At 37.4% G+C, this 24,430-nt stretch carries 19 protein-coding genes and 1 tRNA gene; 7 read left to right on the forward strand and 13 right to left on the reverse strand.

Annotated elements, in window-relative coordinates; all coding sequences use genetic code 11:
* Positions 1–91: 91 nt before the first annotated feature.
* The 3 genes from rpsA to aroA form a co-directional block, all read right to left on the reverse strand.
* Positions 92–1,792 (reverse strand): 30S ribosomal protein S1, encoded by a 1,701-nt coding sequence (rpsA, locus tag ACFIKN_RS04345; protein WP_026500132.1) that lies wholly within the window; start codon positions 1,790–1,792, stop codon positions 92–94.
* 133 nt (positions 1,793–1,925) lie between these two features.
* Complete coding sequence (gene cmk / locus ACFIKN_RS04350; protein ID WP_375617510.1) at positions 1,926–2,573, reverse strand: (d)CMP kinase; 648 nt, start codon at positions 2,571–2,573, stop codon at positions 1,926–1,928.
* A complete protein-coding gene (aroA, locus tag ACFIKN_RS04355) occupies positions 2,570–3,898 on the reverse strand; it encodes a 3-phosphoshikimate 1-carboxyvinyltransferase (protein WP_273790245.1) in 1,329 nt (442 codons plus the stop codon). Before aroA ends, cmk begins: the two co-directional genes overlap by 4 nt.
* Positions 3,899–4,085: 187 nt before the next feature.
* Between aroA and ACFIKN_RS04360 the strand changes: the two genes are divergently transcribed.
* Entirely contained in the window at positions 4,086–4,466 is a 381-nt protein-coding gene (locus tag ACFIKN_RS04360) for a TIGR02300 family protein (RefSeq protein ID WP_273790244.1), read from the forward strand.
* 117 nt (positions 4,467–4,583) lie between these two features.
* Positions 4,584–4,659, forward strand: a tRNA-Ala gene (locus ACFIKN_RS04365).
* 1,479 nt (positions 4,660–6,138) lie between these two features.
* On the opposite strand, the gene ACFIKN_RS04370 is transcribed toward ACFIKN_RS04365, so the two are convergent.
* The 3 genes from ACFIKN_RS04370 to ACFIKN_RS04380 form a co-directional block, all read right to left on the reverse strand.
* Positions 6,139–6,261: a hypothetical protein gene (locus ACFIKN_RS04370; RefSeq protein WP_375630550.1), complete on the reverse strand. Its 123-nt coding sequence runs from the start codon at positions 6,259–6,261 to the stop codon at positions 6,139–6,141.
* Complete coding sequence (locus ACFIKN_RS04375) at positions 6,252–6,839, reverse strand: hypothetical protein (RefSeq protein ID WP_273790243.1); 588 nt, start codon at positions 6,837–6,839, stop codon at positions 6,252–6,254. The genes ACFIKN_RS04370 and ACFIKN_RS04375 overlap by 10 nt, the downstream gene beginning before the upstream one ends.
* Before the next feature lie 111 nt (positions 6,840–6,950).
* Positions 6,951–8,132 carry a DNA recombination protein RmuC gene (locus ACFIKN_RS04380; protein ID WP_375657969.1) on the reverse strand — a complete coding sequence of 394 codons (1,182 nt, stop codon included), beginning with the start codon at positions 8,130–8,132 and terminating at the stop codon, positions 6,951–6,953.
* 96 nt (positions 8,133–8,228) lie between these two features.
* Here ACFIKN_RS04380 and def point away from each other — a divergent pair, with 96 nt between their 5' ends.
* The 3 genes from def to truA are packed head-to-tail and all read left to right on the forward strand — an operon-like array spanning position 8,229 to position 10,439.
* On the forward strand, positions 8,229–8,765 hold the full coding sequence (gene def, locus ACFIKN_RS04385; protein WP_375658047.1) for a peptide deformylase: 537 nt from the start codon (positions 8,229–8,231) through the stop codon (positions 8,763–8,765).
* Complete coding sequence (gene fmt / locus ACFIKN_RS04390; RefSeq protein WP_375657970.1) at positions 8,765–9,694, forward strand: methionyl-tRNA formyltransferase; 930 nt, start codon at positions 8,765–8,767, stop codon at positions 9,692–9,694. Before def ends, fmt begins: the two co-directional genes overlap by 1 nt.
* Position 9,695: 1 nt before the next feature.
* On the forward strand, positions 9,696–10,439 hold the full coding sequence (gene truA, locus ACFIKN_RS04395) for a tRNA pseudouridine(38-40) synthase TruA (protein WP_375630555.1): 744 nt from the start codon (positions 9,696–9,698) through the stop codon (positions 10,437–10,439).
* A gap of 32 nt (positions 10,440–10,471) precedes the next feature.
* Here truA and ACFIKN_RS04400 read toward each other — a convergent pair whose 3' ends face one another.
* Entirely contained in the window at positions 10,472–11,335 is an 864-nt protein-coding gene (locus ACFIKN_RS04400; RefSeq protein WP_375630557.1) for an LOG family protein, read from the reverse strand.
* Positions 11,336–11,441: 106 nt separating this feature from the next.
* Between ACFIKN_RS04400 and dapD the strand changes: the two genes are divergently transcribed.
* Positions 11,442–12,290 carry a 2,3,4,5-tetrahydropyridine-2,6-dicarboxylate N-succinyltransferase gene (gene dapD, locus ACFIKN_RS04405; RefSeq protein ID WP_375630559.1) on the forward strand — a complete coding sequence of 283 codons (849 nt, stop codon included), beginning with the start codon at positions 11,442–11,444 and terminating at the stop codon, positions 12,288–12,290.
* Between the two features lie 518 nt (positions 12,291–12,808).
* On the opposite strand, the gene lepA is transcribed toward dapD, so the two are convergent.
* The 6 genes from lepA to ACFIKN_RS04435 all read right to left on the reverse strand — a co-directional run bounded on the left by lepA (position 12,809) and on the right by ACFIKN_RS04435 (position 23,295).
* Complete coding sequence (lepA, locus tag ACFIKN_RS04410) at positions 12,809–14,614, reverse strand: translation elongation factor 4 (protein ID WP_375657971.1); 1,806 nt, start codon at positions 14,612–14,614, stop codon at positions 12,809–12,811.
* A 1,430-nt stretch (positions 14,615–16,044) separates the two neighbouring features.
* Complete coding sequence (locus tag ACFIKN_RS04415) at positions 16,045–16,959, reverse strand: DMT family transporter (RefSeq protein WP_375611392.1); 915 nt, start codon at positions 16,957–16,959, stop codon at positions 16,045–16,047.
* Between the two features lie 32 nt (positions 16,960–16,991).
* Positions 16,992–17,897, reverse strand: coding sequence for an acetylglutamate kinase (gene argB, locus ACFIKN_RS04420; protein WP_273790235.1), 906 nt, complete (start codon positions 17,895–17,897; stop codon positions 16,992–16,994).
* A 1,708-nt stretch (positions 17,898–19,605) separates the two neighbouring features.
* Positions 19,606–20,748: a molecular chaperone DnaJ gene (gene dnaJ, locus ACFIKN_RS04425; protein WP_273790234.1), complete on the reverse strand. Its 1,143-nt coding sequence runs from the start codon at positions 20,746–20,748 to the stop codon at positions 19,606–19,608.
* 158 nt (positions 20,749–20,906) lie between these two features.
* Positions 20,907–22,799, reverse strand: coding sequence for a molecular chaperone DnaK (gene dnaK, locus ACFIKN_RS04430; RefSeq protein WP_273790233.1), 1,893 nt, complete (start codon positions 22,797–22,799; stop codon positions 20,907–20,909).
* Between the two features lie 319 nt (positions 22,800–23,118).
* Positions 23,119–23,295 (reverse strand): hypothetical protein, encoded by a 177-nt coding sequence (locus ACFIKN_RS04435; protein WP_375637224.1) that lies wholly within the window; start codon positions 23,293–23,295, stop codon positions 23,119–23,121.
* A gap of 470 nt (positions 23,296–23,765) precedes the next feature.
* Here ACFIKN_RS04435 and ACFIKN_RS04440 point away from each other — a divergent pair, with 470 nt between their 5' ends.
* Positions 23,766–24,320 (forward strand): copper chaperone PCu(A)C, encoded by a 555-nt coding sequence (locus tag ACFIKN_RS04440; protein ID WP_273790231.1) that lies wholly within the window; start codon positions 23,766–23,768, stop codon positions 24,318–24,320.
* Positions 24,321–24,430 lie beyond the last annotated feature (110 nt).

The raw sequence follows: 24,430 nt of genomic DNA on the forward strand, positions 1-24,430 counted from the left end.
TAAAAATAAGCAGACAATTTCTTTAGAAAATAAAAAGGTCACTCCTAAAATGAGTGACCTTAATAATAACACTAACTTTAATGATTGATGATTAATCTTGTTCTTGTTTTTTCAAAGCTGCACCAAGAATATCACCAAGAGAAGCACCTGAATCTGTAGAACCATATTGTGCAACAGCTTCTTTTTCCTCTGCAATCTCTAAAGCTTTAATCGATACTGAAATTTTACGTGTTTTTTTATCAAATGCTGTGATGCGAGCATCAACCTTTTGCCCAATTGCGAAACGCTCAGGACGTTGCTCATCACGATCACGCGCGAGATCAGCACGCCGAATGGTTGTCTCAAGGTTGTGATCAATCAATTTCACACCAATGTCATTGTCGTTAACAGCAATCACTTCGCATGTTACAACAGCACCTTTTCGCAATTCGCCAGAAGCAGCTGCTTCTCCAACTTTATCGCTGGAAAGCTGCTTAATTCCAAGAGAAATGCGCTCTTTTTCAATGTCAACATCAAGGACCACAGCCTTAACGATATCGCCTTTATTATAAGTATCAATAACTTGTTCACCAGGACGGTTCCAATCAAGATCAGACAAATGAACCATACCGTCAACATCGCCTTCAAGCCCAATAAACAGACCAAATTCTGTTTTATTTTTAACCTCTCCTTCAATTTGCGAATTGACAGGAAATTTATTGGCAAAAGCTTCCCATGGATTTTCAAATGTTTGCTTTAAGCCAAGAGAAATACGCCGTTTAGAAGGATCAATCTCAAGAACAACCACTTCTACTTCTTGTGATGTAGACAGAATTTTTCCAGGATGAACATTTTTCTTTGTCCAGCTCATTTCAGAAACATGGATCAGCCCTTCGATTCCTGGTTCAATTTCAACAAAACCACCGTAATCAGTAATGTTGGTAACAGCACCCGTAATTTTTTTACCAATCGGATACCGGACACTGATGCTTTCCCAAGGATCACTTTCAAGCTGTTTCATTCCAAGAGAAATACGGTGCGTGTCTTGATTAATGCGAATAATCTGAACTTTAATCGTTTGGCCAATTGTGAGCACCTCAGATGGGTGATTAACACGCCGCCATGCCATATCTGTAACGTGCAAGAGACCATCAATTCCACCAAGATCAACAAAGGCACCATAATCTGTAATATTTTTCACCACACCTTCAACGATTTGGTTTTCTTCAAGATTTTGTACGATTTCTGAACGTTGCTCAGCGCGACTTTCTTCTAAGACAGTGCGACGTGAAACCACAATATTGCCACGACGACGATCCATCTTCAAAATTTCAAAGGACTGTGAATTATGCATGAGGGGTGAAACATCACGAATGGGACGAATATCAACTTGGCTGCGAGGCAAGAAAGCAACGGCACCATCAAGATCGACTGTAAAACCACCTTTTACTTGGCTAAAGATCACTCCATCAACGCGTGCACCAGCATTGAATTTTTCCTCCAAACGGACCCAACTTTCTTCGCGCCGTGCTTTTTCACGCGATAAAACAGCTTCACCCATCGCATTTTCAATGCGTTCAATGTAAACCTCAACTTCATCGCCAACTTGCAAAGAACCATCTTTTGCTTTAGCTCCAAATTCTTTGAGAGGAATACGTCCTTCGACTTTAAGACCAGCATCAATAATGGCCATGTCTTTTTCGATTGCAATAACACGACCTTTAACAACAGATCCTTCATTAAGATCATTAGTTTGAAAAGATTCTGTTAAAAGGGCTTCAAAATCCGCTGTTGTGGGATTGTATTGTGACATAAGAACTCCTAATATATACCTTGTATTATAAGGTATGAGCGCTGGGTTAGTGTTAACATAAGCAACTTCTTAGCCTTTTTCCTTGAATAAAGGAAAAAAAGTTAGCGCTAGGCTGGAAGTTACCTTAACGAATTTATCCAATTATATGCATTTTTATGATTGGATCAATAAAACTGCATGCAACTTCAAATGTTGCTTCTATACTCAATTCTGACGTATCAAGCAAGTGGGCGTTTTTTGCTGGTTTTAATGGACTTTGTTTGCGCGTTATATCGCGACTGTCGCGCTGTTCAAGTTGAGCTAGGATTTCATGATAATTTGCTTGAACACCTTTTTTTAAAATCTCTTGGTAGCGACGTTTGGCGCGTGTTTGGACATTGGCTAGAATATAAAACTTGATATCGGCATCAGGACAAACAATAGTTCCGATATCACGCCCATCAAGCACACAGCCGGGCAAAACTTTAGCAAAGTTGCGTTGTTTTTCGACAAGAATTTTGCGTACAGCAGGATTAATTGCTATTTTTGAAGCCGCTTCACCAAGTTCATGAGAAGAAAGAAGGGAAGGATTTAAGGTATTAAAATCAAGTTCTTTAGCATAAATAATAGCATTTTTTTCATCATTAAGAGCTAAATTTTGTTGTAAAAGCGTATGAGCAACACTACGATAAGTAAGACCAGTATCGAGATGGCGAAGGCGATAATGTGCAGCAATTTTGCGTGCTAAGGTTCCTTTGCCTGAGGCTGCAGGTCCATCAATGGCGATAACAAAAGGCTTCAAGCGATTTTTCCCCCAAGTTGTTTTATAAAAGGAATAAATTCTGGAAAGCTCGTAGCGATCATTCGTTTATCATCAATAGTAACAGGTTTTTCTGATACAAGCCCAAAAATGAGAAAACACATAGCAATTCGATGATCAAGATGTGTGGAGACATGTCCACCACCCAAACCTTTGGCAGAACCTTTTCCATAAACAATAAGAAAATCTTGACCTTCTTCACAGTCTACGCAATTAATTTCGAGTCCTTGAGCAACAGCAGACAGTCGATCTGATTCTTTTACACGCAACTCTTCAATTCCTAGCATTACTGTTTTGCCTTCTGCAAAGGCTGCTGCTACTGCCAAAGCAGGATATTCATCAATCATCGATGGAGCACGTTCTTTGGGCACCGTAACGCCTCTAAGGACCGATGATTTTATCCGTAGATCAGCAACATCCTCTCCACCTGTTTGACGTCGGTTCAAAAATTCAATTTGAGCACCCATTTCCCACAATGTTTCGATAAGTCCTATTCGAGAGTTATTTATCAAAACATTTTCAATGGTGATATCAGAGTCTTCTACAAGAAGGGCTGCGATAATTGGAAAAGCAGCAGAAGAAGGATCCCCCGGAATATGAATCGTTTGCCCAGTAAGATGGGGTTGACCATTAAGGTGAATCAAACGCGCACCTTCGTTATCTTTTTCTATTTCAAGTTGCGCACCGAATGCTTTTAACATTTTTTCCGTATGATCTCGTGTCAGAACTGGTTCAATAACAGTTGTAATGCCGGCGGTATTGAGTCCAGCAAGCAGGATTGCTGATTTAATTTGGGAGGAAGCTATTGGAACACGGTAACGAATCGGATTAGCCATTTTCGGACCATAAAGCGTTAAAGGAAGATGATCGTCGCGCGTTGCCTCAATTTCAACCCCCATGAGACGCAGTGGATCAAGGATACGTCCCATTGGACGTTTAGAGAGAGAAGCATCACCAATAAAGGTTGTTTTCATATGATACGGACCAACCATTCCCATAACCAAACGAGCACCTGTTCCAGCGTTTCCAAAGTCTAAAGGTTTTTGTGCAGCTAAAAGGCAACCATTCCCTGTTCCTCGTATGATCCAGAAGTCATCTTTTTTAATAATACAGGCACCCATAGCTTGCATAGCAGCAGCTGTATTGAGTACATCAGCGCTTTCAAGTAATCCATGAATATATGTCTCACCACTTGCTAATCCTCCCAATATAAGAGAGCGGTGAGAGATTGATTTATCTCCTGGTATTTGAATTTTTCCAGAGAGACTACTCGATTTATAGGTGGTTATAGGGATTGCTTTTTGCATGGAAATTCTATTTAATTCTATCTAACTTTTATGAAATTGTGCATCCTTTAGCACATGCTTTAAAAGACGTCATGAAAAAATCACTGTGGAACAGTGTATTTATCTTTGACAAAGGTATTATTTTTCGATTAAGCACCATAAAATTTATCTTTTAATGGAATAATAGTTAATCAAAGAGGCACGGTTTATGGCAAAACAAGAACTTGGAACTAAACGTGTTGATCCAGAAACAGGAAAAAAATTTTACGATCTAAATCGCGATCCTATTGTGTCGCCCTATACAGGAATTTCTTATCCGCGTTCTTACTTTGAAGTTGCAGCAGCTGAAGCAAACAATGAGGAAGAAGTTGATACTGAAGAGCTTGATACAGCACTTGAAAAATCTGCTTTTATGCTTCTTGAAGAGGATGATGAGGATTCTAAAGATGACGATCTTCCTGATTTAGAAGATAGTGATGTAGATCTTGGTGATGATGATGATACATTTTTATCTCATGATGGTGACGATGAAGATGATGACGTTACTAATATTCTCGGAGGCGGTGTTTCTAATGATGACGATGCTTAAGAGAAATAAAAAAGGACATCTTTTCCATTGAATGTAAATTCTTCTTGATCTTCAACTTTGATCGTTCTAGAAAAGTTGGAATTGTATACTGTCCTTTTGGAAAAATTTGTTTTTATAGGGGCTATAGCTCAGCTGGGAGAGCGCTTGCATGGCATGCAAGAGGTCAGCGGTTCGATCCCGCTTAGCTCCACCAAAAGGACAAACTGTTCTATCAAGGGAATCAATTATAATAAAGGATGTGTACATCAATTTAAAAGGTTTATTTGCTATTTAATCATAATTCCAATAGCGCTTGTTCCTTGCATTTTAATGATATTATAATACGTTTTTAATCATTTGTTGGATTATAAAATTTTACTGTTGCAACCGTGAAAGTAGATAATTCTTTTATGTTTTGCACAGAAATAGAAAATGTGCTGTTTAACCTACGCCTTGTCTTCAAGGACAAAGTTTGAATTTCCTTTACCACAATATTTCCACAAAATCATAATATGTTGGCTACCGATATCTTTTTAAAAGGTATGAAGTGCTTAAACAAAGAGTAGAGAATAAAATATTAAAATATACTTCTCAATTATTGAAAATTAGAGCTTTTTTTGAGTATTTTTAATCTGATCAGATGTCCTGCCAAAAAAATTACTCACTTTGATTAGCATCTACCTGCTCAATACTAAGGTATATTAACGCTTAAATAATATATTGAATCAATTGTTTTTTTCCTTGTGCATCACAAGAAAGGTTGAGGTGTGAGAGCAAAGTAGCGCCATCATTATTGTGCTAATTCCCAATGTTGGCGATAATTCTTACATTTTAGAATGTTCATAAAAAACATTTTTAGTCTTTTCTTTCACAGTTTTTATCCACATGCCAATTGCGCTTGTTATGTGCAAACCAATGGTTTTATTGATTCAACCTCAAGAGATCTGAAACGATAAAGCCCTACGTCATTCGAAATTCTTACTTTAATATGAATAACGATATATTATCTTTATAAATCAATATGCTTAAACAATTTAAGAAAAAGAATAAAAATGCTTCTCATAAATATTCTCAAATGCAAAAGCTATCACAACATTGGAGACTGACTTGTTACTTCATAGGCGCTACAAATCTTTCTCTGAATACTCCCTACCCTGAATATTCATTGTGTGTAAAGTTGCATATACCTTATCATCCTATAAACGATAGTGTTTTTACAATACAATAAGATAACGTCTTTCAATTAAAATGGACTGGATGGACGAGTATGTTTTATTTCATACAATACTAAATATACTTAGTTCTTTTGAGGACTGTAGCGCCCTCTTTATACAAAACAACGTTTTTTCGTTTAATGCATTTCTCGTTTTTTTATATTGAATATTTTACCCTTTTTATGATGCCCGAATTGCATTTGTTTTAATTGCTATTTTATACGCTTAACAAAGAAAATATTCATATAATAATCAGCCAGTAATACGCATAATGAAAATAAAAAATGATATTATATTTTAAAATTTTTCTTCAATAACCTCTAGTACTTAGCCCAATGCGAAATACCAGCGCTAAATAGAAGATAGTTTCCATTGTAAATTTTTTAAACAAAGGAGGTAAAAATGTCGAGAGTATCTTCAAATATATTGTGTATTGCAAAAGCTTTCTGTTACTTGAGTTTATTCTAAAAAATAACAATTTATTTCATTGAATGATCAGAAAAACGAGACAGCCTTGTCGTATCATAAAAAATTTTTCCCTCAAATGATTTTACCACATCAATTCCCTGATTGAGATTTTCAAAAATCTTCCCTAATGCCATCCACATCTTTTTAATTGCTGTTCATAGAGCCTCGATATCCTTGCCATGCGCTGTGCTGCCTGTGAGAGTGCCGTAGTGGCATGCCCGCCACTACGCGCATAAGCACCATGTCCCATATGATAATTTAAATAAAGGCTATATGCATCATCAAATCTCACCCCATTGCGTTGAACACTTTGGCGATGATACCAAGCAACAAAATCAGCAGCATCTGCGAAATTCGTACGCCATGCAAAAGACTTTCCTGTCGAGCGAAGATACATTGCCCATGTACTGTCAAGCGCTTGAGCATAACCATAAGCTGTCGACCGACGCTTCCATGGGATAAAACCAAGTAGTTTTTTGCGTGGAGGACGTGCATTGTGTCGAAAGCTCGATTCCATCTTAATGGTTGCAAGAATGATAGGCATAGGAATTCCATAGCGCATTTCCGCTCTTTGAGACACTTTACCCCAATTGTCAAAAAAACCATTTTTTTGTGCCAAAATAGCACAAGCATTATTTGTGTGGATGGGAGTGGTTGTTGCACATCCCTCTAGCAAAAACACCAGTGCCCCTAAAAACAAAAGGTGTCGCATATTCCTATTCCTCTCGTTTAAGAAATAAAACAAGATAGAGATACTAAAAAATGATTACCAATCAATAAAGAACATGATCTAACTTGTGATATTTAAGAAGCTTGCTTTGCTTTATTCCTCATCAGCAAAACGCAATGTTTGCGACTGAGCTAATGTTGTCATTTTTGTTGGTTCAGAGTAATTTTCTTTTAATTCAACAGTTTCAATGCGATTTGCCCGTTTCATAATTTTGGAGGACGATATCAAAATACCCTCTATATCTTCACCTGCTTTGTGAAAGTGCTTCTGTAATGCGCGAACACGCATATCCATTCGTCCAAAATCTTCCATCAATTTTGCTACTTCTGATTGAATTAAATGCGCTTGTTCACGCATCCGCGCATCTTTCATAATGGTTTGTACCACTTGGACAGAGAGCATCAACAAAGATGGTGAAACAATAATCACATGAGCTCTATTGGATTTTTGTACCAATGCCTCAAAGTCCTCATAAATTGTTGCAAAAATCGATTCAGATGGCACGAAAAGGAAAGCAGTGTCATGAGTTTCTCCAGGAATCAAATATTTTTGTGCAATATCACGAATATGGACTTCCATATTGGTACGAAATTGGCGTTCTGCCTCTTGACGCTCTTGCGCTGATTCTGCCTTACGCATAGCATTCCAAGCCTCCAGAGGGAATTTAGCATCAACAACAAGAGAAGGGGCTTTATTGGGCATATGAATGAGACAATCTGGGCGCTTTCCATTAGAAAGAACGGCCTGAAAAGCATAAGCATTTGTTGGTAAGGCATCGGCAATAATTGCTTCCATCCGCCCCTGACCGAAAGTACCACGTGTCTGTTTATTGCTTAAAATAGACTGTAACTGAACAACTTGTCCCGTAAGCGATTGAATATTATTTTGTGCCGCATCAATCACTGCTAAACGCTCTTGCAAACGATTCAAATTTTCATAAGTGGATTTAGTCTGTACCTGAAGTGTTTGGCCTAAGCTTGTTGTCATCCCATTGAGTTGCTCACTGAGTGATTTATTCAATTCAGCCTGTCGTTGACCAAAAATTTCCGCCATCGTTTGCATTCGCCCTTGCATTTCAGCTTGTGTTTTCAGCAAGGTAGCCATCTGCATTTGTGCCTCACGTGCGCGTTCAGCAATTTCATTTTCCAAAAATGCTTTTTTTCGATGAGAATGTATCAACATACAAAATGCCAAACAGACAAGTACAAATAAAAACAAAAACATTAGTTTAGAAAAAAACTCACCAGCGAGTATGGAAAAAAACGAATCAAACATAAATTGTAATATAACGCTCTTGTTGTAAAAAAACGCAAGAATCCGTTATTCAATATTGACCAATAACAAACCATTGATTAATCTCTACTTATGCCTATGCCAATGAGATCTTTAATTACTTTACCTGATCCGATTTTACGGGAAGTGTCCAAACCTGTTGAGCAGGTCGATTCAGCTCTCCAAAAACTTGCAGATGACATGTTGGAAACCATGTATAATGCTAAGGGCGTTGGTCTTGCTGCTATTCAAATTGGTATACCGCTACGTATGTTGGTTATAGATGTCTCTGGAAATTCTGAAGATGAGCAGAAAAAACCACTTGTTATTATCAACCCTGAAATTTTATGGCTTTCAGATGAGCGTAATATTTACAAAGAAGGTTGTCTTTCTATTCCTGATTATTTTGCAGAGGTTGAACGTCCTAAACGCCTTTGTGTTCGCTATCAGAACCGTGAAGGAAAACAAACAGAAATTGAAGCAGACGATCTCTTGGCAACTTGCTTGCAGCATGAAATTGATCATTTAGATGGGCGCCTTTTTATTGATTACATTTCAAAGATCAAACGCGATATGGTGATACGAAAATTTAAAAAACGCGCAAAAGAAAAAAACATGCAGGAAGCAGTTTTGTAATGGCTTTACGATTAAGTTTTATGGGAACACCAGATTTTTCTGTTCCTATTTTACATGCTTTATTGGATGCAGGTCATGATGTTGTTGCTGTTTATAGTCAACCCCCTCGCCCAGCAGGACGTCGAGGGCTTAAATTAATCCCCTCCGCTGTTCACACCGTAGCAAAAGAGAAATCTATTCCCATCTTTACACCTCAAACACTTAAAACAATCGAACAACAGGAGAAATTTGCAGCACTTTCTGTTGATGCTGCTATTGTGGTGGCTTATGGACTCCTTTTACCCAAAGCTATTCTCGAAACGCCGCGTTTTGGTTGTTTTAATGCCCACGCTTCACTCTTACCACGTTGGCGTGGTGCTGCGCCTATTCAACGAGCAATTATGGCTGGTGATAAAGAAACAGGTATCATGATCATGAAAATGGATGAAGGACTTGATACGGGGCCTATCGCTCTTTCTCGCTCCATCCCCATTACGGATAACACCACCACTGCTGAGCTTTCAAACAGACTTTCACATATTGGCGCAGAACTTATGGTAGAGACTTTATCCACTCTTGAAAAAGGACGACTTAAACTGACCCCACAATCAGAAGAAGGCATCACCTATGCCGCCAAAATTAGAAAAGAAGAGACCCGCATTGATTGGACAAAACCAGCAGAGTTTATTCATAGGCATATTCGCGCGCTCTCTCCCTCTCCTAGTTGCTGGTGCAATATGAATATCGGTGGACGAGAAGAACGTGTAAAAATTTTTGATAGTCGCTTAACAACAGGTCCTTCTCTTGAAATTGGACGGATAGAACCAGATTCTTTGATTATCCATTGTGGGCAAGGACGGATAGAAATAACCTCTCTCCAAAGATCTGGCGGTAAAATTCTTGATAGCGCAACCTTTTTGCGAGGTGCTCATATTTCTGCTGTTTTTTAAGATGCCACGTTTTAAACTCACTCTTGAATATGATGGTTCAAATTATGCTGGTTGGCAGCGTCAAGCAAAACTTCACACGATACAAGGAGCTCTTGAACAAGCGATTTTTTGCTTTAGTGGACAACAATTGACCATAACAACAGCAGGACGAACGGATGCGGGCGTACACGCTACGGGACAAGTTGCGCATGTTGATTTTGAAAAAAACTGGCTCTCCCATACTGTACGAGATGCGCTCAATGCTCTTTTACGTAAACAGGGAGAGGCGATTTCAATCTTAAATGTAGAAAATGTCCCTGATGACTTTGATGCACGATTTTCCGCAACCAAACGCCATTATCTTTTCAAAATCCTCAATCGTCGCTCTCCACCAGCTTTAAATGCCAAACGCGTGTGGTGGTTGCCAAAGCCTCTTAATGCTGACGCCATGCATGAAGCTGCGCAAAAGCTTGTAGGACAACATGATTTTACAACTTTCCGTTCAGCACATTGCCAAGCCAAAAGCCCTATTCGCACCCTTGAACGCCTCGATATTCAAAGAGAAGGTGAAGAAATTTTTCTTTATGCACAAGCTCGTTCTTTTCTTCATCATCAAATCCGTTCATTCGCAGGAAGCCTCATGGAAGTGGGTATTGGACGTTGGACAGCTCAAGATCTCGAAGCAGCTCTTCATGCTAAAGATCGTAAACGTTGTGGTGTTGTTGCCCCCCCCTCAGGACTTTATTTAACCAAAGTAGAGTATTAATGATCCTTCAAGAGTGAGCGTCTCAAAAGTCGTTAAGGCAGTTTATAAAAAGAACGAATTTCTTCAAAAGCTTCTGCTGCTGTATTAACAAATTTCACAAAATTAACATCAGTAGGAGAGATTGTACCTTGTGCAGACAGATACTCAAAATTGATAGTATTGCTCCAAAATTCTTTGCCAAACAATAAAATTGGTACCTGTTTCATACGCCCTGTCTGTACTAAAGTTAACGTCTCAAACAATTCATCCAGAGTCCCAAATCCTCCAGGGAAAATGGCTAGGGCTTTCGCTCGTACTAAAAAATGCATTTTGCGCATCCCCAAATAATGAAAATTGAAACACAAATGCGGCGACACATACGAATTAGGCTCTTGCTCATGTGGTAAAATAATATTCAAGCCAATCGTTGGGGCACCAACATCACAAGCACCACGATTTCCCGCCTCCATGATTCCTGGTCCGCCTCCCGTAACAACCACAAATTCACGATATTCTGTCGTAGCAGAATAAAGTGAGCACAAACGCGCAAACTCTCTTGCTTCATCGTAATAATGTGACATAGCATGCAAATTTTTCTTTTGTATTTCATTTTTTGCAGCCCACGCTGCTTGCCCAGGTTCAGGAATACGCGCACCACCAAACAAAACAACTGTTGATTGAATATCATATTCTTTAAGGGTTATTTCCGGCTTTAAAAATTCAAGACTAATACGTTGTGAGCGCAGCTCTGGACGCATCATAAAATCTTGATCGGTATAGGCTAAACGATAAGTAGACGAACGCATTTGTGCTGAATTAGAAACTTTATGTATTTGTTGTAGAGCATCCTTCGCATGGAGAAGTGGTGCCCAGTTTTCTTGCTCTGCTTTTCTTTTTTCTTTACAGCTTTTTTTCATACACCTGTCCTACTTCCTCATCGTTTTATTGACTGAACACATTTCTTCGCGTAGTTCATAGAGAATAAATCTTGAAGCTTTCAACTTGTTTAACGGAACTCTCGTCATGACCCATATCACACAACTTGAAATTATTATCGAACAAGCTTTTGATGATCGCGATTCTATCGATACTACCACAAAAGGCGAAATACGTGAGAGTGTTGAACATGCATTGAACCTTCTTGATAAAGGTGAAATTCGTGTTGCAGAACGACACAAAAATGGACAATGGCATGTTCATCAATGGTTGAAAAAAGCGGTTTTACTCTCTTTTCGGCTTAATCCTATGCAAATTATTACTGGTGGAATCAATGGGACACATTGGTGGGATAAAGTTCCTTCAAAATTCTCTGGTTGGCAAGAGGCAGATTTTAAAAGTGCTGATTTCCGTTCCGTTCCTGGAGCCATTGTACGTCATTCTGCTTACATTGCACCCAACGTTATATTGATGCCTTCCTTTGTCAATCTTGGTGCTTTTATCGATGAGGGCACAATGGTTGATACATGGACCACCGTTGGTTCTTGTGCACAAATTGGTAAACATGTCCATCTTTCTGGCGGTGTTGGTATTGGAGGTGTTTTGGAACCACTGCAAGCAAATCCAACAATCATTGAAGATCATTGCTTTATCGGTGCTCGCTCTGAAATTGTTGAAGGCTGTATTATCCGTGAAGGTGCTGTTTTGGGAATGGGAGTCTTTATTGGAAAATCAACAAAGATTATTGATCGTACAACAGGTGAAATTTTTATTGGTGAAGTACCAGCCTATTCAGTGGTTGTACCAGGTTCTCTCCCTGGAAAACCTTTACCAAATGGTGAAGCAGGACCTAGCCTTTATTGTGCTGTTATTGTAAAACGTGTTGATCAAAAAACACGAGAAAAAACATCCATTAATGATCTTTTACGTTCTTAGACACAAGATTAATGCATAATAATATTTCATCGTTTTTTAACTTGAATAATAACCTCGAATACAAGGATTCTCTCATTTCAAATCCTTTCATAGTGAATCAATCACTATCATTTCCTGCTCGTCTCATAAACACTGTTGGTGTATGGGTAAGAAGCACTTTAAGAAAAGAATAAAAATGTCTTTAATGAGTTTTCTCAAGCACCATGTGTCTTTATGACAATAAATATGGTTATGAGTTTTATGTCATTCACGGAAGCTTTACCGTTATACTTTCTACGCACGCTATCGTGAAATGAGGTCGAGTGTATTGAGAGATATTTATTTAAAATACGTGCACAAATATGCAACACAAACGCATTTTGTTTAAAGCATTCTGTTTTACGTGAGAAAGTGACACCATTACGCAATACACAAAAACATGAAGCACGGCGCAATTCTATTTAAAGTGTCCTTTAAACACCTGAACCAATCGACAAAAGCAAAAGCGCAATCAATGAGAGAAAATACTCCTTTTTTCATTATTTGTTCATTTTGAGCGCTTGAATAAATGCTGATTGTGGAATTTCTACTTTTCCAAATTGGCGCATCCGCTTTTTGCCTTCTTTTTGCTTTTCCAAAAGTTTGCGCTTACGCGTAACATCACCCCCGTAACATTTCGCTGTTACATCTTTACGCAAAGCACGAATCGTTTCGCGCGCTATAACTTTACCACCAATAGCCGCTTGAACTGGAATCTGAAACATATGCTGGGGAATAAGATCTTTCAGTTTTTCACACATGGAACGCCCGCGCTTTTCTGCAATCGTGCGGTGAACAAGCATCGATAATGCATCAATAGGCTCTCCATTCACCAAAATAGACATTTTAACTAAATCACCTTCTGCATAATCTGTCATTTGATAATCAAAAGAAGCATAACCCTTTGAGATTGATTTTAGCCGGTCATAAAAATCAAAAACAACTTCATTCAGTGGTAAATCATACGTTACCATAGCACGGGTTCCAACATAGGACAAACCAACCTGTACCCCGCGCCGCTCTTGGCATAGTTCTAAAATTGACCCAAGATAATTATCAGGAGTCATGATTGTCGCCCGAATCCACGGTTCTTCTATGGAAGAAATTTTAACCACATCAGGCATATCCGCTGGATTGTGCAACTCTTTAACAGAACTATCATTCATATTCATGCGATAAACAACCGAAGGTGCTGTCGCGATTAAATCCAAATTAAACTCACGCTCTAATCGCTCTTGAATAATTTCAAGATGCAGAAGTCCCAAAAAGCCACAGCGAAAACCAAACCCCAAAGCCGCAGATGTTTCCATTTCAAAAGAAAAACTCGCATCATTTAAGCGTAATTTGCCCATGGCTGCACGCAAATCATCAAAATCGGCAGCATCAATTGGAAAAAGTCCACAAAAGACAACCGGTTGCGCAGGCTTAAAACCAGGTAAAGCATTTTCACAAGGACGGCGCTCTTCAGTAATCGTATCCCCAACCCGTGTATCTGCTACCTCTTTGATAGAAGCAGTGATAAAACCAATCTCGCCCGGTCCTAATTCATCAACCTGTACCATTTTAGGTGTAAAAACCCCAACGCGCTCAACTGGATATTTTGCTCCTGTACCCATCATACGAATGGTTTGGCCTTTTTTTAAAATACCATCTATCACCCGTACCAAAACAATAACACCAAGATATGCATCATACCAGCTATCAACCAACATTGCTTTCAAGGGATTTGCAACATCGCCTATATGTGGAGGTGGTAATTGTGCAACAATTGCCTCCAAAACATCAGGAACACCCAAACCTGTTTTTGCTGATATTTCTACTGCTTGAGATGTATCAATGCCTATTACATCTTCAATTTGTTCTTTAACACGCTCAGGTTCTGCTGCTGGAAGATCAACTTTATTGAGAACAACAACCAACTCATGGGAATTATCAATGGCTTGATAAACATTTGCTAACGTCTGCGCCTCTACGCCTTGGCTTGCATCCACCACCAACAGAGAACCTTCACAAGCTGCCAATGAACGCGAAACCTCATAAGCAAAATCCACATGACCAGGTGTATCCATAAGATTTAAAATATAGGTTTCACCATTCTTTGCCTTATAGTGTAAACGTACCGTTTGTGCTTTAATAGTAATTCCACGTTCACGCTCAATATCCATGGAATCGAGTACTTGTTCTTTCATCTCACGTGTATCAAGCCCACCTGTTATTTGAATCAAACGATCAGCTAAAGTTGATTTGCCGTGATCAATATGCGCCACGATGGAAAAATTACGAATATAATTACGATCTATTGTCATATAAGGCGATTTAGCAAAGAATAATACAAAACGCAAAGACCAATTATGTTCCGGCTTCTATCAAAATAATATAAACCTAAAAAGCTTCTCAAAACACAACTTTTTATAGCCTAAAAAATGAGGCTTTTGTTTGCTAAATTAAATCCAAGGGTGCTAAAATGATCCTTTCACATCTTATTTGATAACTCATATGCTGTAGTAAGCCGGCACCATCACACACTTTGCCAGCCTCCAATATTACGACGATCCTTTACACTTGAAAAAGTTTATAAGAGATATGCCTTTCTTGTACAGTCTTTACCCACATGCCCCCCACCCACTTGTGATGTGTAAGCAAGTGATTTGGATTGATTTAACATGAAAATGATTTGACGTGAGAAAATTTTACGGTATTCAGGGTTCTAATTCAATGTGAATAGTGCTATATTATAATTATAAATCAATGTATTATCATATTTATATGATGGGCGTGTATATCACTTAGGCTTGCAATAAATTCGCAAGAAATGCTTTTTTATTTGTACGCAATAATCTTCTTTTTTAGTAATCTTATATAAAATAATATGAATATCGCGGGAGTTTCTTCTCAATTTTTAAAACTTTAGAAATATGCTCTATTGAGTGATGTTTTTATATACTTTTTATATAACTCCTTCCTTCCTCCATTAAGCATAAAGCACACCAATCCTCTTCGATTCATTGGATAACACATTGATTTATAATGATCGTTTATTGTTTTGCGATTTAAATTAAAACTCTGAATATCGCGAGCCTCTCTCATTTTAAATCTTCTCATAATGAATCAATAAATTTTTTGCTTCCCCATTATAAAACAGAGCTAGTGTATGGATAAAAACGTTTAAGAAATGAGTAAAAATGCCTCTCTCTTTCAAATGCCAAAGGCTATCATAATATTGAGAACTGATAAAGAAAATGCTAGTGCCCTTTATTTTAAGTAAAATGATGATGCTCTGTGGTTTTTCTATACTTCATGCGGACTGTCAATGAATATGATGTATATTGAGAAAATTATCTTTTAAAAAACGCTTTAATGTACAACGTTATGGGGGTACTTTGGGCGTTCTATTTTGCATGAGAAGCGTAACTCTATTAAAGGACAAAAGAAATAACGTACGACAGTGCGTAATTCTCATTATTCAAAAACATTACCGTAGATGTTTTTGAAAGTTGTTAAAGCCAAATTTAAACATGATCGTAAAGATGAGCGTTAATTTTTACCTTTATATCACCTCATGCTTTGGCTCAATAAAGGTTGTCTTCCCGTTTCAGAAGTTAGGCAAACAGATACATGCAAAAGCTGGAATAACTTATAGAACTTCTTAATCATCTTAATATTAAAAAAGCTTCAAAAATGAAAACTCTACAAGCAAAAATCTCATGCAATAAAATCATAATAAAAAAATGTATAGCTAATCAATTTTTTTAATTGCTTTATTTTTTTTACGCCATTGTGAAGGTTGTAATTCAGCCACAATTATCCCAATCAGAATAAGCAAACCGCCCAATAAAGCTAAGGGAGATAAATGTTCGCCAGCCAAACGCCCAACAATACCAGCCCATACCGGTTCACCTGCGTAAATGAGTGTCGCACGCGTAGGGGAAATAGACTTTTGTGCCCAATTCATAGCTAATTGAATGATGGCACTCATTAATGCCAATCCTATACCAATATTAAACCACACCCACGAAAATTCAGGGATGCTTTCACCCATCAAAGGCATACAAGCAAATGAAAAAAAACCACTAAAAAATAACTGAATAATGGTTACACGCCGACTATCAACCTTGTTCGCAAAAATTCCGATGAGTATGACTTCTCCAGCAATCGCTAAAGCGCCTAACAAAGTTAAAATTTCGCCTTTTGAAAAATCAAAATTTCCCGGCTTTTGTCCTGAAATAAATACAAGCCCAATAAAAGCGAAAATAATACCAATCCAACAAGCTAAACGGGGAGGTTTTTTAAAAACAATCCATTGCAAGATGGGAACCATCGGTACATAAAGCGCTGTAATAAAAGCTGACTGACTACTAATAATTGTTTGAAGTCCAGCTGCTTGAAAAGCATAACCAAAAAACATGGCTAAACCTATCGCCATCCCAGCGAAAACTTCATAAACAGTTATACCTTTTATAGAGCGCCAAAAAATTACCCCACATATAAGAGATGCAACAATAAAACGAAATCCAACAAAAAACAGAGGACCACTATAGCGTACCGCAATGTGAATGACTAAAAATGTAATGCCCCACAATATTGTCGCAGTAAATATTGCCAATTCTGGCTTACTTAATAAAGGATATTTAAACTGTTTTAGATTCACCATGAAAAACTTTCTCTTCCAATTTTCCCCACAATTTATGAAACAATAAGCGTTCCAACTCCCTGTTCGGTAAACAGCTCTAGTAAAACAGAATGAGGAGTTTTACCATTTAAAATGACAACACCTTCCACGCCATTTTGAAGGGCTTTTATACAAGTCTCTACTTTTGGAATCATGCCTCCTGAAATTGTCCCATTTTTAATAAATTTCTCAGCTTCAGAAACTGTCAATTCTTTTAAAAGTTTACCCTGGTTATCCAAAACACCAGGAACATCAGTGAGAAATAAAAGGCGTTTAGCCTCTAATGCACCAGCAATAGCTCCAGCAAAAATATCAGCATTAATATTATAAGTTTTACCATCGCGTCCTGGAGCCACAGGAGCAAGAACCGGTATCATTTCAGAACATGCTAAAAGATCTAGCAATGTGCGGTCAACTTCAACAGGCTCACCAACAAACCCCAAATCTAAAACACGTTCAATATGCGAATCAGGATCAATGACAGTTTTATAAGCCTTTTCGGCAAAAACCATATTGCCATCCTTGCCGCATAATCCTATTGCCCATTCTCCCTCAGCATTGATGAGAGCAACAATTTCTTTATTTATGGAACCCGCTAAAACCATTTCAACCACTTCAACGATTCGCTCATCGGTTACCCGTAATCCGTTTTCAAATCGCGATTCAATCCCCATTTTCATTAAAATTTCAGCAATTTGAGGCCCACCACCATGAACAACAACAGGATTAATCCCCGATTGCTTTAATAGAGCAATATCACGCGCAAATGCTCGCCCCAAAGCAGGATCACCCATAGCATGGCCGCCATATTTTACCACGACCGTTTCATTTTCATATTTTTGCATATAGGGTAAAGCAGACGATAAAAATGCTGCTTGTTTTTCCAAAACATCTACATCACCGTTTTTAGCATCATCCATCAATAGAGCCTCCTCATCACTTTTTACCATCTCTTAATGAAATTTAGGAAAAGTGAAAACAATAAAACCAAACTTTACTCTACCCACCCCCCTGAAAATCGTCAATTTTCCTCTAAATTACGAAAAAGGAATAGCGAAATGAAATACAAAAACTTCCTTTAAAAATTGACAGCGAAAAATTAAACAAAATAGGCGTAAAAAAACGTCATTATTTTATGATCTTATATATAAAATTGAAAAGCAAAATTTTGAAGCTACGCTGCACATTCAACTCATTATTTTATCCCTATGGATACTTAACAATGAATAGGAATATATACAACCATTGATTTTGTAAGATAAAAATAAAGTTTCTTATAATAATAAAATTAACATATTCCTAAGATAAGAAATCACTCAACTGCTTTATAGCTTATCCCAATAAACTATAACTTTGGTTTTAAAAATTTGACTTTTTCTCAATCATTAAACATGAGGAAATGTCGATTGAACGCTCCTCATGGAGAATCATAATAAGTTGATTTATAATAATAATTTATCTTTTTATATCGTAAAATCGAAAAAAGGCTTTGCAACTTTATCCATATATTGTGATAGCTCTTCAAAAGCATCTTCGTAAAAGCATTTAATTGTTTAGATTACTCTCTTCGTAAGGTTTTATAAAACTTCTCATTTTTCATGATCGGTCATTAAGTTTTTCTTTCTGCATAGCAATACATGCTTGAATTATTCAATGTTTTTTAGAATTGTTAATTCTTTTAATGTATTATTTTAATTATGTTATTTTATGAAAAAAGATTCATTTCGTATACTTCTCTTTCCATATCACTAACAATTTCAATAATATGTCGTGCTGTTTTCTAAGCATATTGTGCTATTTTTTTATTGTATTTATTTTTTCTTTTTAAAGGTAACGTCTTCTATCTTCCCACCAACTTTTTATTATGCCAATAAATTCAATTAAGTGAATTCCATCGAATCTGTTTCCCTACAAGAGAGATACATCGAATACCTCAAAACGTGTTTTGTTATGTCTTCTTTAGCATTAAACACACATTATCTCATTCCACAATTTCTTTGGAACAAAATAAACTTGATTATAGCGTTTTTTATTATCTGGAAGAAGTATTTATGACATCAGAAATACAAAACTAAATCCGCATCTAAAAAGACATGATTACTGCTAAAAGCTAAGATGAGGCATGTAAAAGCTATTCCAAATAAAATAACCCTTATTTTAAAGGAAGCAGTGATTAAAACTATGAAAAATGCCAAAAATAAAATCGGTTATAAGAAGTTGATACTTTATTTGAAAAAGATGGATTGCCTAACAGCTTATTTAGCGTTTCTTGGCAAGCCGCTACCTATTTTATAGTTTTATTATAGAGCCTTTAAAAAGAAACACAAAAAATACTGAATGCATAAAGGCAGTTATCATGACACTGGCAATATTTATTATCAATCACTCAATTGCGTTCTTATATGGATAAGCCCTTTTTAAAATGTCATAGACACTCAAAAATAAGACTTATCCATAAAACTCATGAAATATAAAAACTATCAGCAGCAGGAGTTTATCCTAAATTAGCTGTCTCTCTCTTTTCTTTTCAAGAAAAAATGCTTTTCAAAGACAATGAGATAATAGAAAACTTAATGAAAATAACTTTCCTACAGCTCTCTCTAATTATTCTGAGAACATTCACATATTTTAACCAGAAATATTTTCAAAAAATTCTTTCATACGTGAAAAAAAACCATGTGATTGCGGTGAATTTTCATGATTTGAGAGCTTTTCAAATTTTTGCAACAATTCACGTTGTTCTTGCGTTAATTTCTGCGGTGTCTCAATCGTGATATGGATGTAAAGATCACCCCTTGCTTGCTGACGGCGCAACATGGGCATACCTTTGCCTCTAAGGCGGAATTGACGTCCATTTTGTGTCCCTTCTGGAATCTTAACGCGTGCTTTAACACCATCAAGGTCGGAAACTTCAAACTCTCCTCCTAAAGCAGCTGTTACCATTGAAATAGGAACGCGACAGTGAAGATCTGCTCCTTCTCGCTGAAAAAACTCATGCGGTTTAATGGAAAGGAAAATATAAAGATCACCATTGGGGCCACCACGAATACCAGCATCACCCTCACCAGAAAGGCGAATACGCGTTCCATCTTCAATACCAGCTGGAACATTTACGCTCAATGAACGTTTTTTCTCTATGCGTCGTGTCCCCTGACATTTGGGACATGGATCCGTAATAGTTTCACCACGTCCATGACATGAAGGACATGTTCGCTCAATAGAAAAGAAACCTTGTGCTGCACGCACACGACCAGATCCATGACATATTCCACAAACTTGCGGCTTAGAGCCCTTTCTCGCTCCTGATCCCTCACAAACATCACACGTGACGGAACTGGGAATATTAATTTCTGCAGTTTTTCCTGAAAATGCCTCTTCTAAAGTCACTTCCATATTATAACTCAAATCTGCACCACGTTCGCGACTATCACCACGCTTACGGTGTGTCCCTCCCATAATCTCACCAAAAAAGTCTTCGAAAATATCCGCAAATCCACCACCAGCAGCAAAACCGCCAAAGGGATTTGCTCCCCCTTGACCACCGCTATTTTCAAAGGCCGCATGGCCAAATCGATCATAAGCAGCACGCTTCTGAGGATCTTTAAGAACTTCATAGGCTTCGCCAATTTCTTTGAATTTTCGCTCTGCCTCTTTATCCCCCGCGTTGCGATCAGGATGATATTGCATTGCCAACTTACGAAAAGCAGATTTCAACTTTTTATCATCACATTCGCGAGTCACGCCAAGAATTTCATAATAGTCAACCTTCATCATGTATTCCTGATAATTTTTCTGTCATCCATCTTTATGGATAATATTGCTTTTAATTTATATTTTTAGCAACAAAGTTGCAACTTATCTCAAATAATAAAGCCCAGCCTTATATTTCAAAGGCCGGGTTTATAAATTAATCAACACATATGCTGACACTATTTCTTCTTATCATTAACTTCTTCAAAATCAGCATCAACAACATCATCATTCTTTGCCTCTGTTTCAGTGTCAGCGCTCGCTGCTTGTGAGGCTTCGTACATAGCCTGTCCAAGCTTCATACTGACTTCTGCTAATTTTTGCATCTTTGTTGTTACTTCTTCCGTATCACTGCCTTCAAGCGCAGATTTCAAATCAGATATTGCTGTTTCAATCTGTCCCTTTTCTTCAGCTGATACTTTATCGCCATATTCATTGAGCGACTTTTCAGTTGAATGAATAAGAGCCTCCGCTTGATTTCTAGCTTCAACACCTTCACGGCGTTTTTTATCCTCAGCCGCGTGCTCTTCTGCATCCTTTACCATTTTTTCAATATCAGCATCACTTAAACCACCTGATGCCTGAATACGAATTTGATGCTCTTTACCTGTTCCCTTATCTTTGGCCGAAACATTAACAATACCATTCGCATCGATATCAAAAGTAACTTCAATTTGAGGTATACCACGTGGTGCTGGAGGAATACCAACAAGATCAAATTGAGCCAATAACTTATTATCACTTGCCATTTCCCGTTCACCTTGGAAAACACGAATCGTCACAGCACTCTGATTATCATCAGCTGTCGAAAAAACTTGCGATTTTTTTGTTGGGATAGTGGTATTGCGCTCAATAAGGCGTGTGAAAACCCCACCCAAGGTTTCAATACCCAAAGATAAAGGCGTTACATCTAGCAACAACACGTCTTTGACATCGCCTTGCAATACACCTCCTTGGATGGCAGCACCCATTGCGACCACTTCATCAGGATTAACACCTTTGTGTGGATCCTTACCAAAGAAGCTCTGCACGACTTGCTGAATCTTGGGCATACGTGTCATACCACCTACTAAAACAACTTCGTCAATTTCACCAGCCTTTAATCCAGCATCTTTCAACGCAGCTTTACAAGGCTCGATGGTACGCTGCACTAAATCGTCAACGAGAGATTCAAATTTTGCCCGAGTCAATTTCATTGTTAAGTGCTTGGGACCTGATTGATCTGCCGTGATAAATGGTAAATTGATTTCTGTTTGCTGTGACGAAGAAAGCTCAATCTTTGCTTTTTCTGCCGCTTCTTTTAAGCGCTGTAAAGCTAATTTATCATTTTTCAGATCAATTCCTTGCTCTTTTTTGAATTCATCTGCAAAATAACCAACTAGGCGCATATCAAAGTCTTCACCACCTAAAAACGTATCTCCATTGGTTGATTTAACTTCAAAAACGCCATCTCCAATTTCAAGAACTGAAATATCAAATGTACCACCACCAAGATCGTAAACTGCTATTGTTTTTCCGTCTTTTTTGTCCAAACCATAAGCTAAAGCAGCAGCTGTTGGCTCATTAATAATCCGTAAAACTTCAAGTCCAGCAATTTTACCCGCGTCTTTCGTAGCTTGGCGTTGCGCATCATTAAAATAAGCAGGAACCGTAATAACGGCTTGTTCAACTTTTTCACCAAGATAAGATTCTGCTGTTTCCTTCATCTTTTGCAAAATCATAGCTGAAATTTGCGACGGAGAATATTTCTTTCCCGCTTCTTCAACCCATGCATCACCATTGTCACCTTTAACAATTTTATAAGGCACAAGTGCTTTATCTTTTTCAACCATAGGGTCATCAAAACGGCGCCCTATCAAACGTTTAACTGCAAAAACTGTCCCTTCAGGATTTGTCACCGCCTGCCGTTTAGCAGGCTGCCCAACAAGACGCTCCCCCCCATCAGTAAAGGCAACAACGGAAGGTGTTGTTCGCGCTCCTTCTGAGTTTTCAATAACTTTTGCGTTTTTGCCATCCATAACAGCCACACAAGAGTTCGTTGTCCCCAAATCAATACCAATTACTTTTGCCATATTATAATCTCCATTCAGCAAGCTACCTCAACCTTCATAAAGCATCTTTTTAAGATAGCTCCTCATAACACCTAAAGCCCGTATATTGCTTCAAGCAACATAAATAATAATAAACTGCAAGTCGCAACAAGCCTTGCTGCCTCGTATATAAGAACAGGCTTTTATTGCTACAAGAGAATAATGAGAGAAACATCTCTAAAATAAAAAATTTATTTTAAAATAGGCACTCTAATGACCCATAAATACCATATTTATGAGAGACTTGAGATCATAATATATTTTTCTTGCAATTCTCAACAAATATATCTTTCTATAAAAATTAAAAAAATAAAAGAGCGATTGCACTCTCGCTCTTGATCTTCTCATCATTGATAAAATGATACTCCCGTAAAAGCTTTTTAAAAGGCGAATAATTTATATCACGAATATTATAAATTTTTCTTGGACTAAAATAATCATCATATCTAATACTCACATCTGTAAAGGTATTATCCATCGATCTCCTTTCAAAAATTCTCCTTCTAACGGTCTCATTGTTTGCGGTTATTTGAAATCTATGCTTTAAACTCACCTAAAGCGTTTTTTCTTAACTATATAATTTTGAACTTTGAAAATATATAAAAATGCCTCTGTATAAACGCTTTAAAATGCCAAGAGCTGTCATAATATTAAAATTGGTAAAGTGGTTGATGATTGTTCTATATTATATTTATTAAGCAAAATAGTAGTGCATCATAGATTTTATACCATTTACAAATATTATTTATGAGATGAACACGGAAGCGTTGAGAGGTGTGTTGTCGTTGTAAACCTTACTGCCTTCCTTTAAAATCAAATAATTCTATGATTTTTATTCTCATATTCAAATCAATTTCATTTTAGTATTTCTTTCTTTTATTTTAAATAAAAGCTCTGCTAAAATAAAAAAATATTCAAAGTGTGAATCTTATGAAGGAGGGTAAATCAATGATGACATCTATTATTAAGAAAATAACAAATCTCATCTTTAAGAATATAATCCATACACAATATCCATACAAAAAGGTTATCATAAATATCGTGTGTGCTCTTCTCTTTGCTGGTATAACCCTGCCAGCAGGTGCTCAGCAATATAAACTTGGCGACATAGAAATTCTCAATCCTTGGACACGAGAAACACCTAAAGGTATAAGAGTTGGTAGCGGTTATCTCTATATTATTAATCACAGTAATACCCCAGACCGTTTGGTTTCTATTTCCACAAACGGAGTAAAAACAACAGAGATACACTCTATGGCTGTCGTTAATGATATTATGAAAATGGAAAAAATGCACAATGGCATTGAAATTCCGGGAAATGGAGAAATCACGCTTAAGCCTGGCGGTGATCATATTATGTTTATGGGGCTTTCAAAACCATTCAAGTTAGGTGATAAAATTAGCGCAAAATTGACATTTGAGAAAGCAGGAACCATTGATGTTGATTTCTCTGTAAACGCTATGAAAGTACCATCACCTTCTAAATCCTCTCTTGTTCACTAAGCTCCTTTTATATAAATACACAATAAATACACACTTTATAAAATGAAGGAGCGTGAATTTTTTACGCTCCTTTATTTTTTGTTTAATGCCATCAGTAAAAAATTATCCTC

The sequence above is a fragment of the Bartonella sp. CL436QHHD genome (genome assembly GCF_042195105.1).
Lineage (GTDB): Bacteria > Pseudomonadota > Alphaproteobacteria > Rhizobiales > Rhizobiaceae > Bartonella.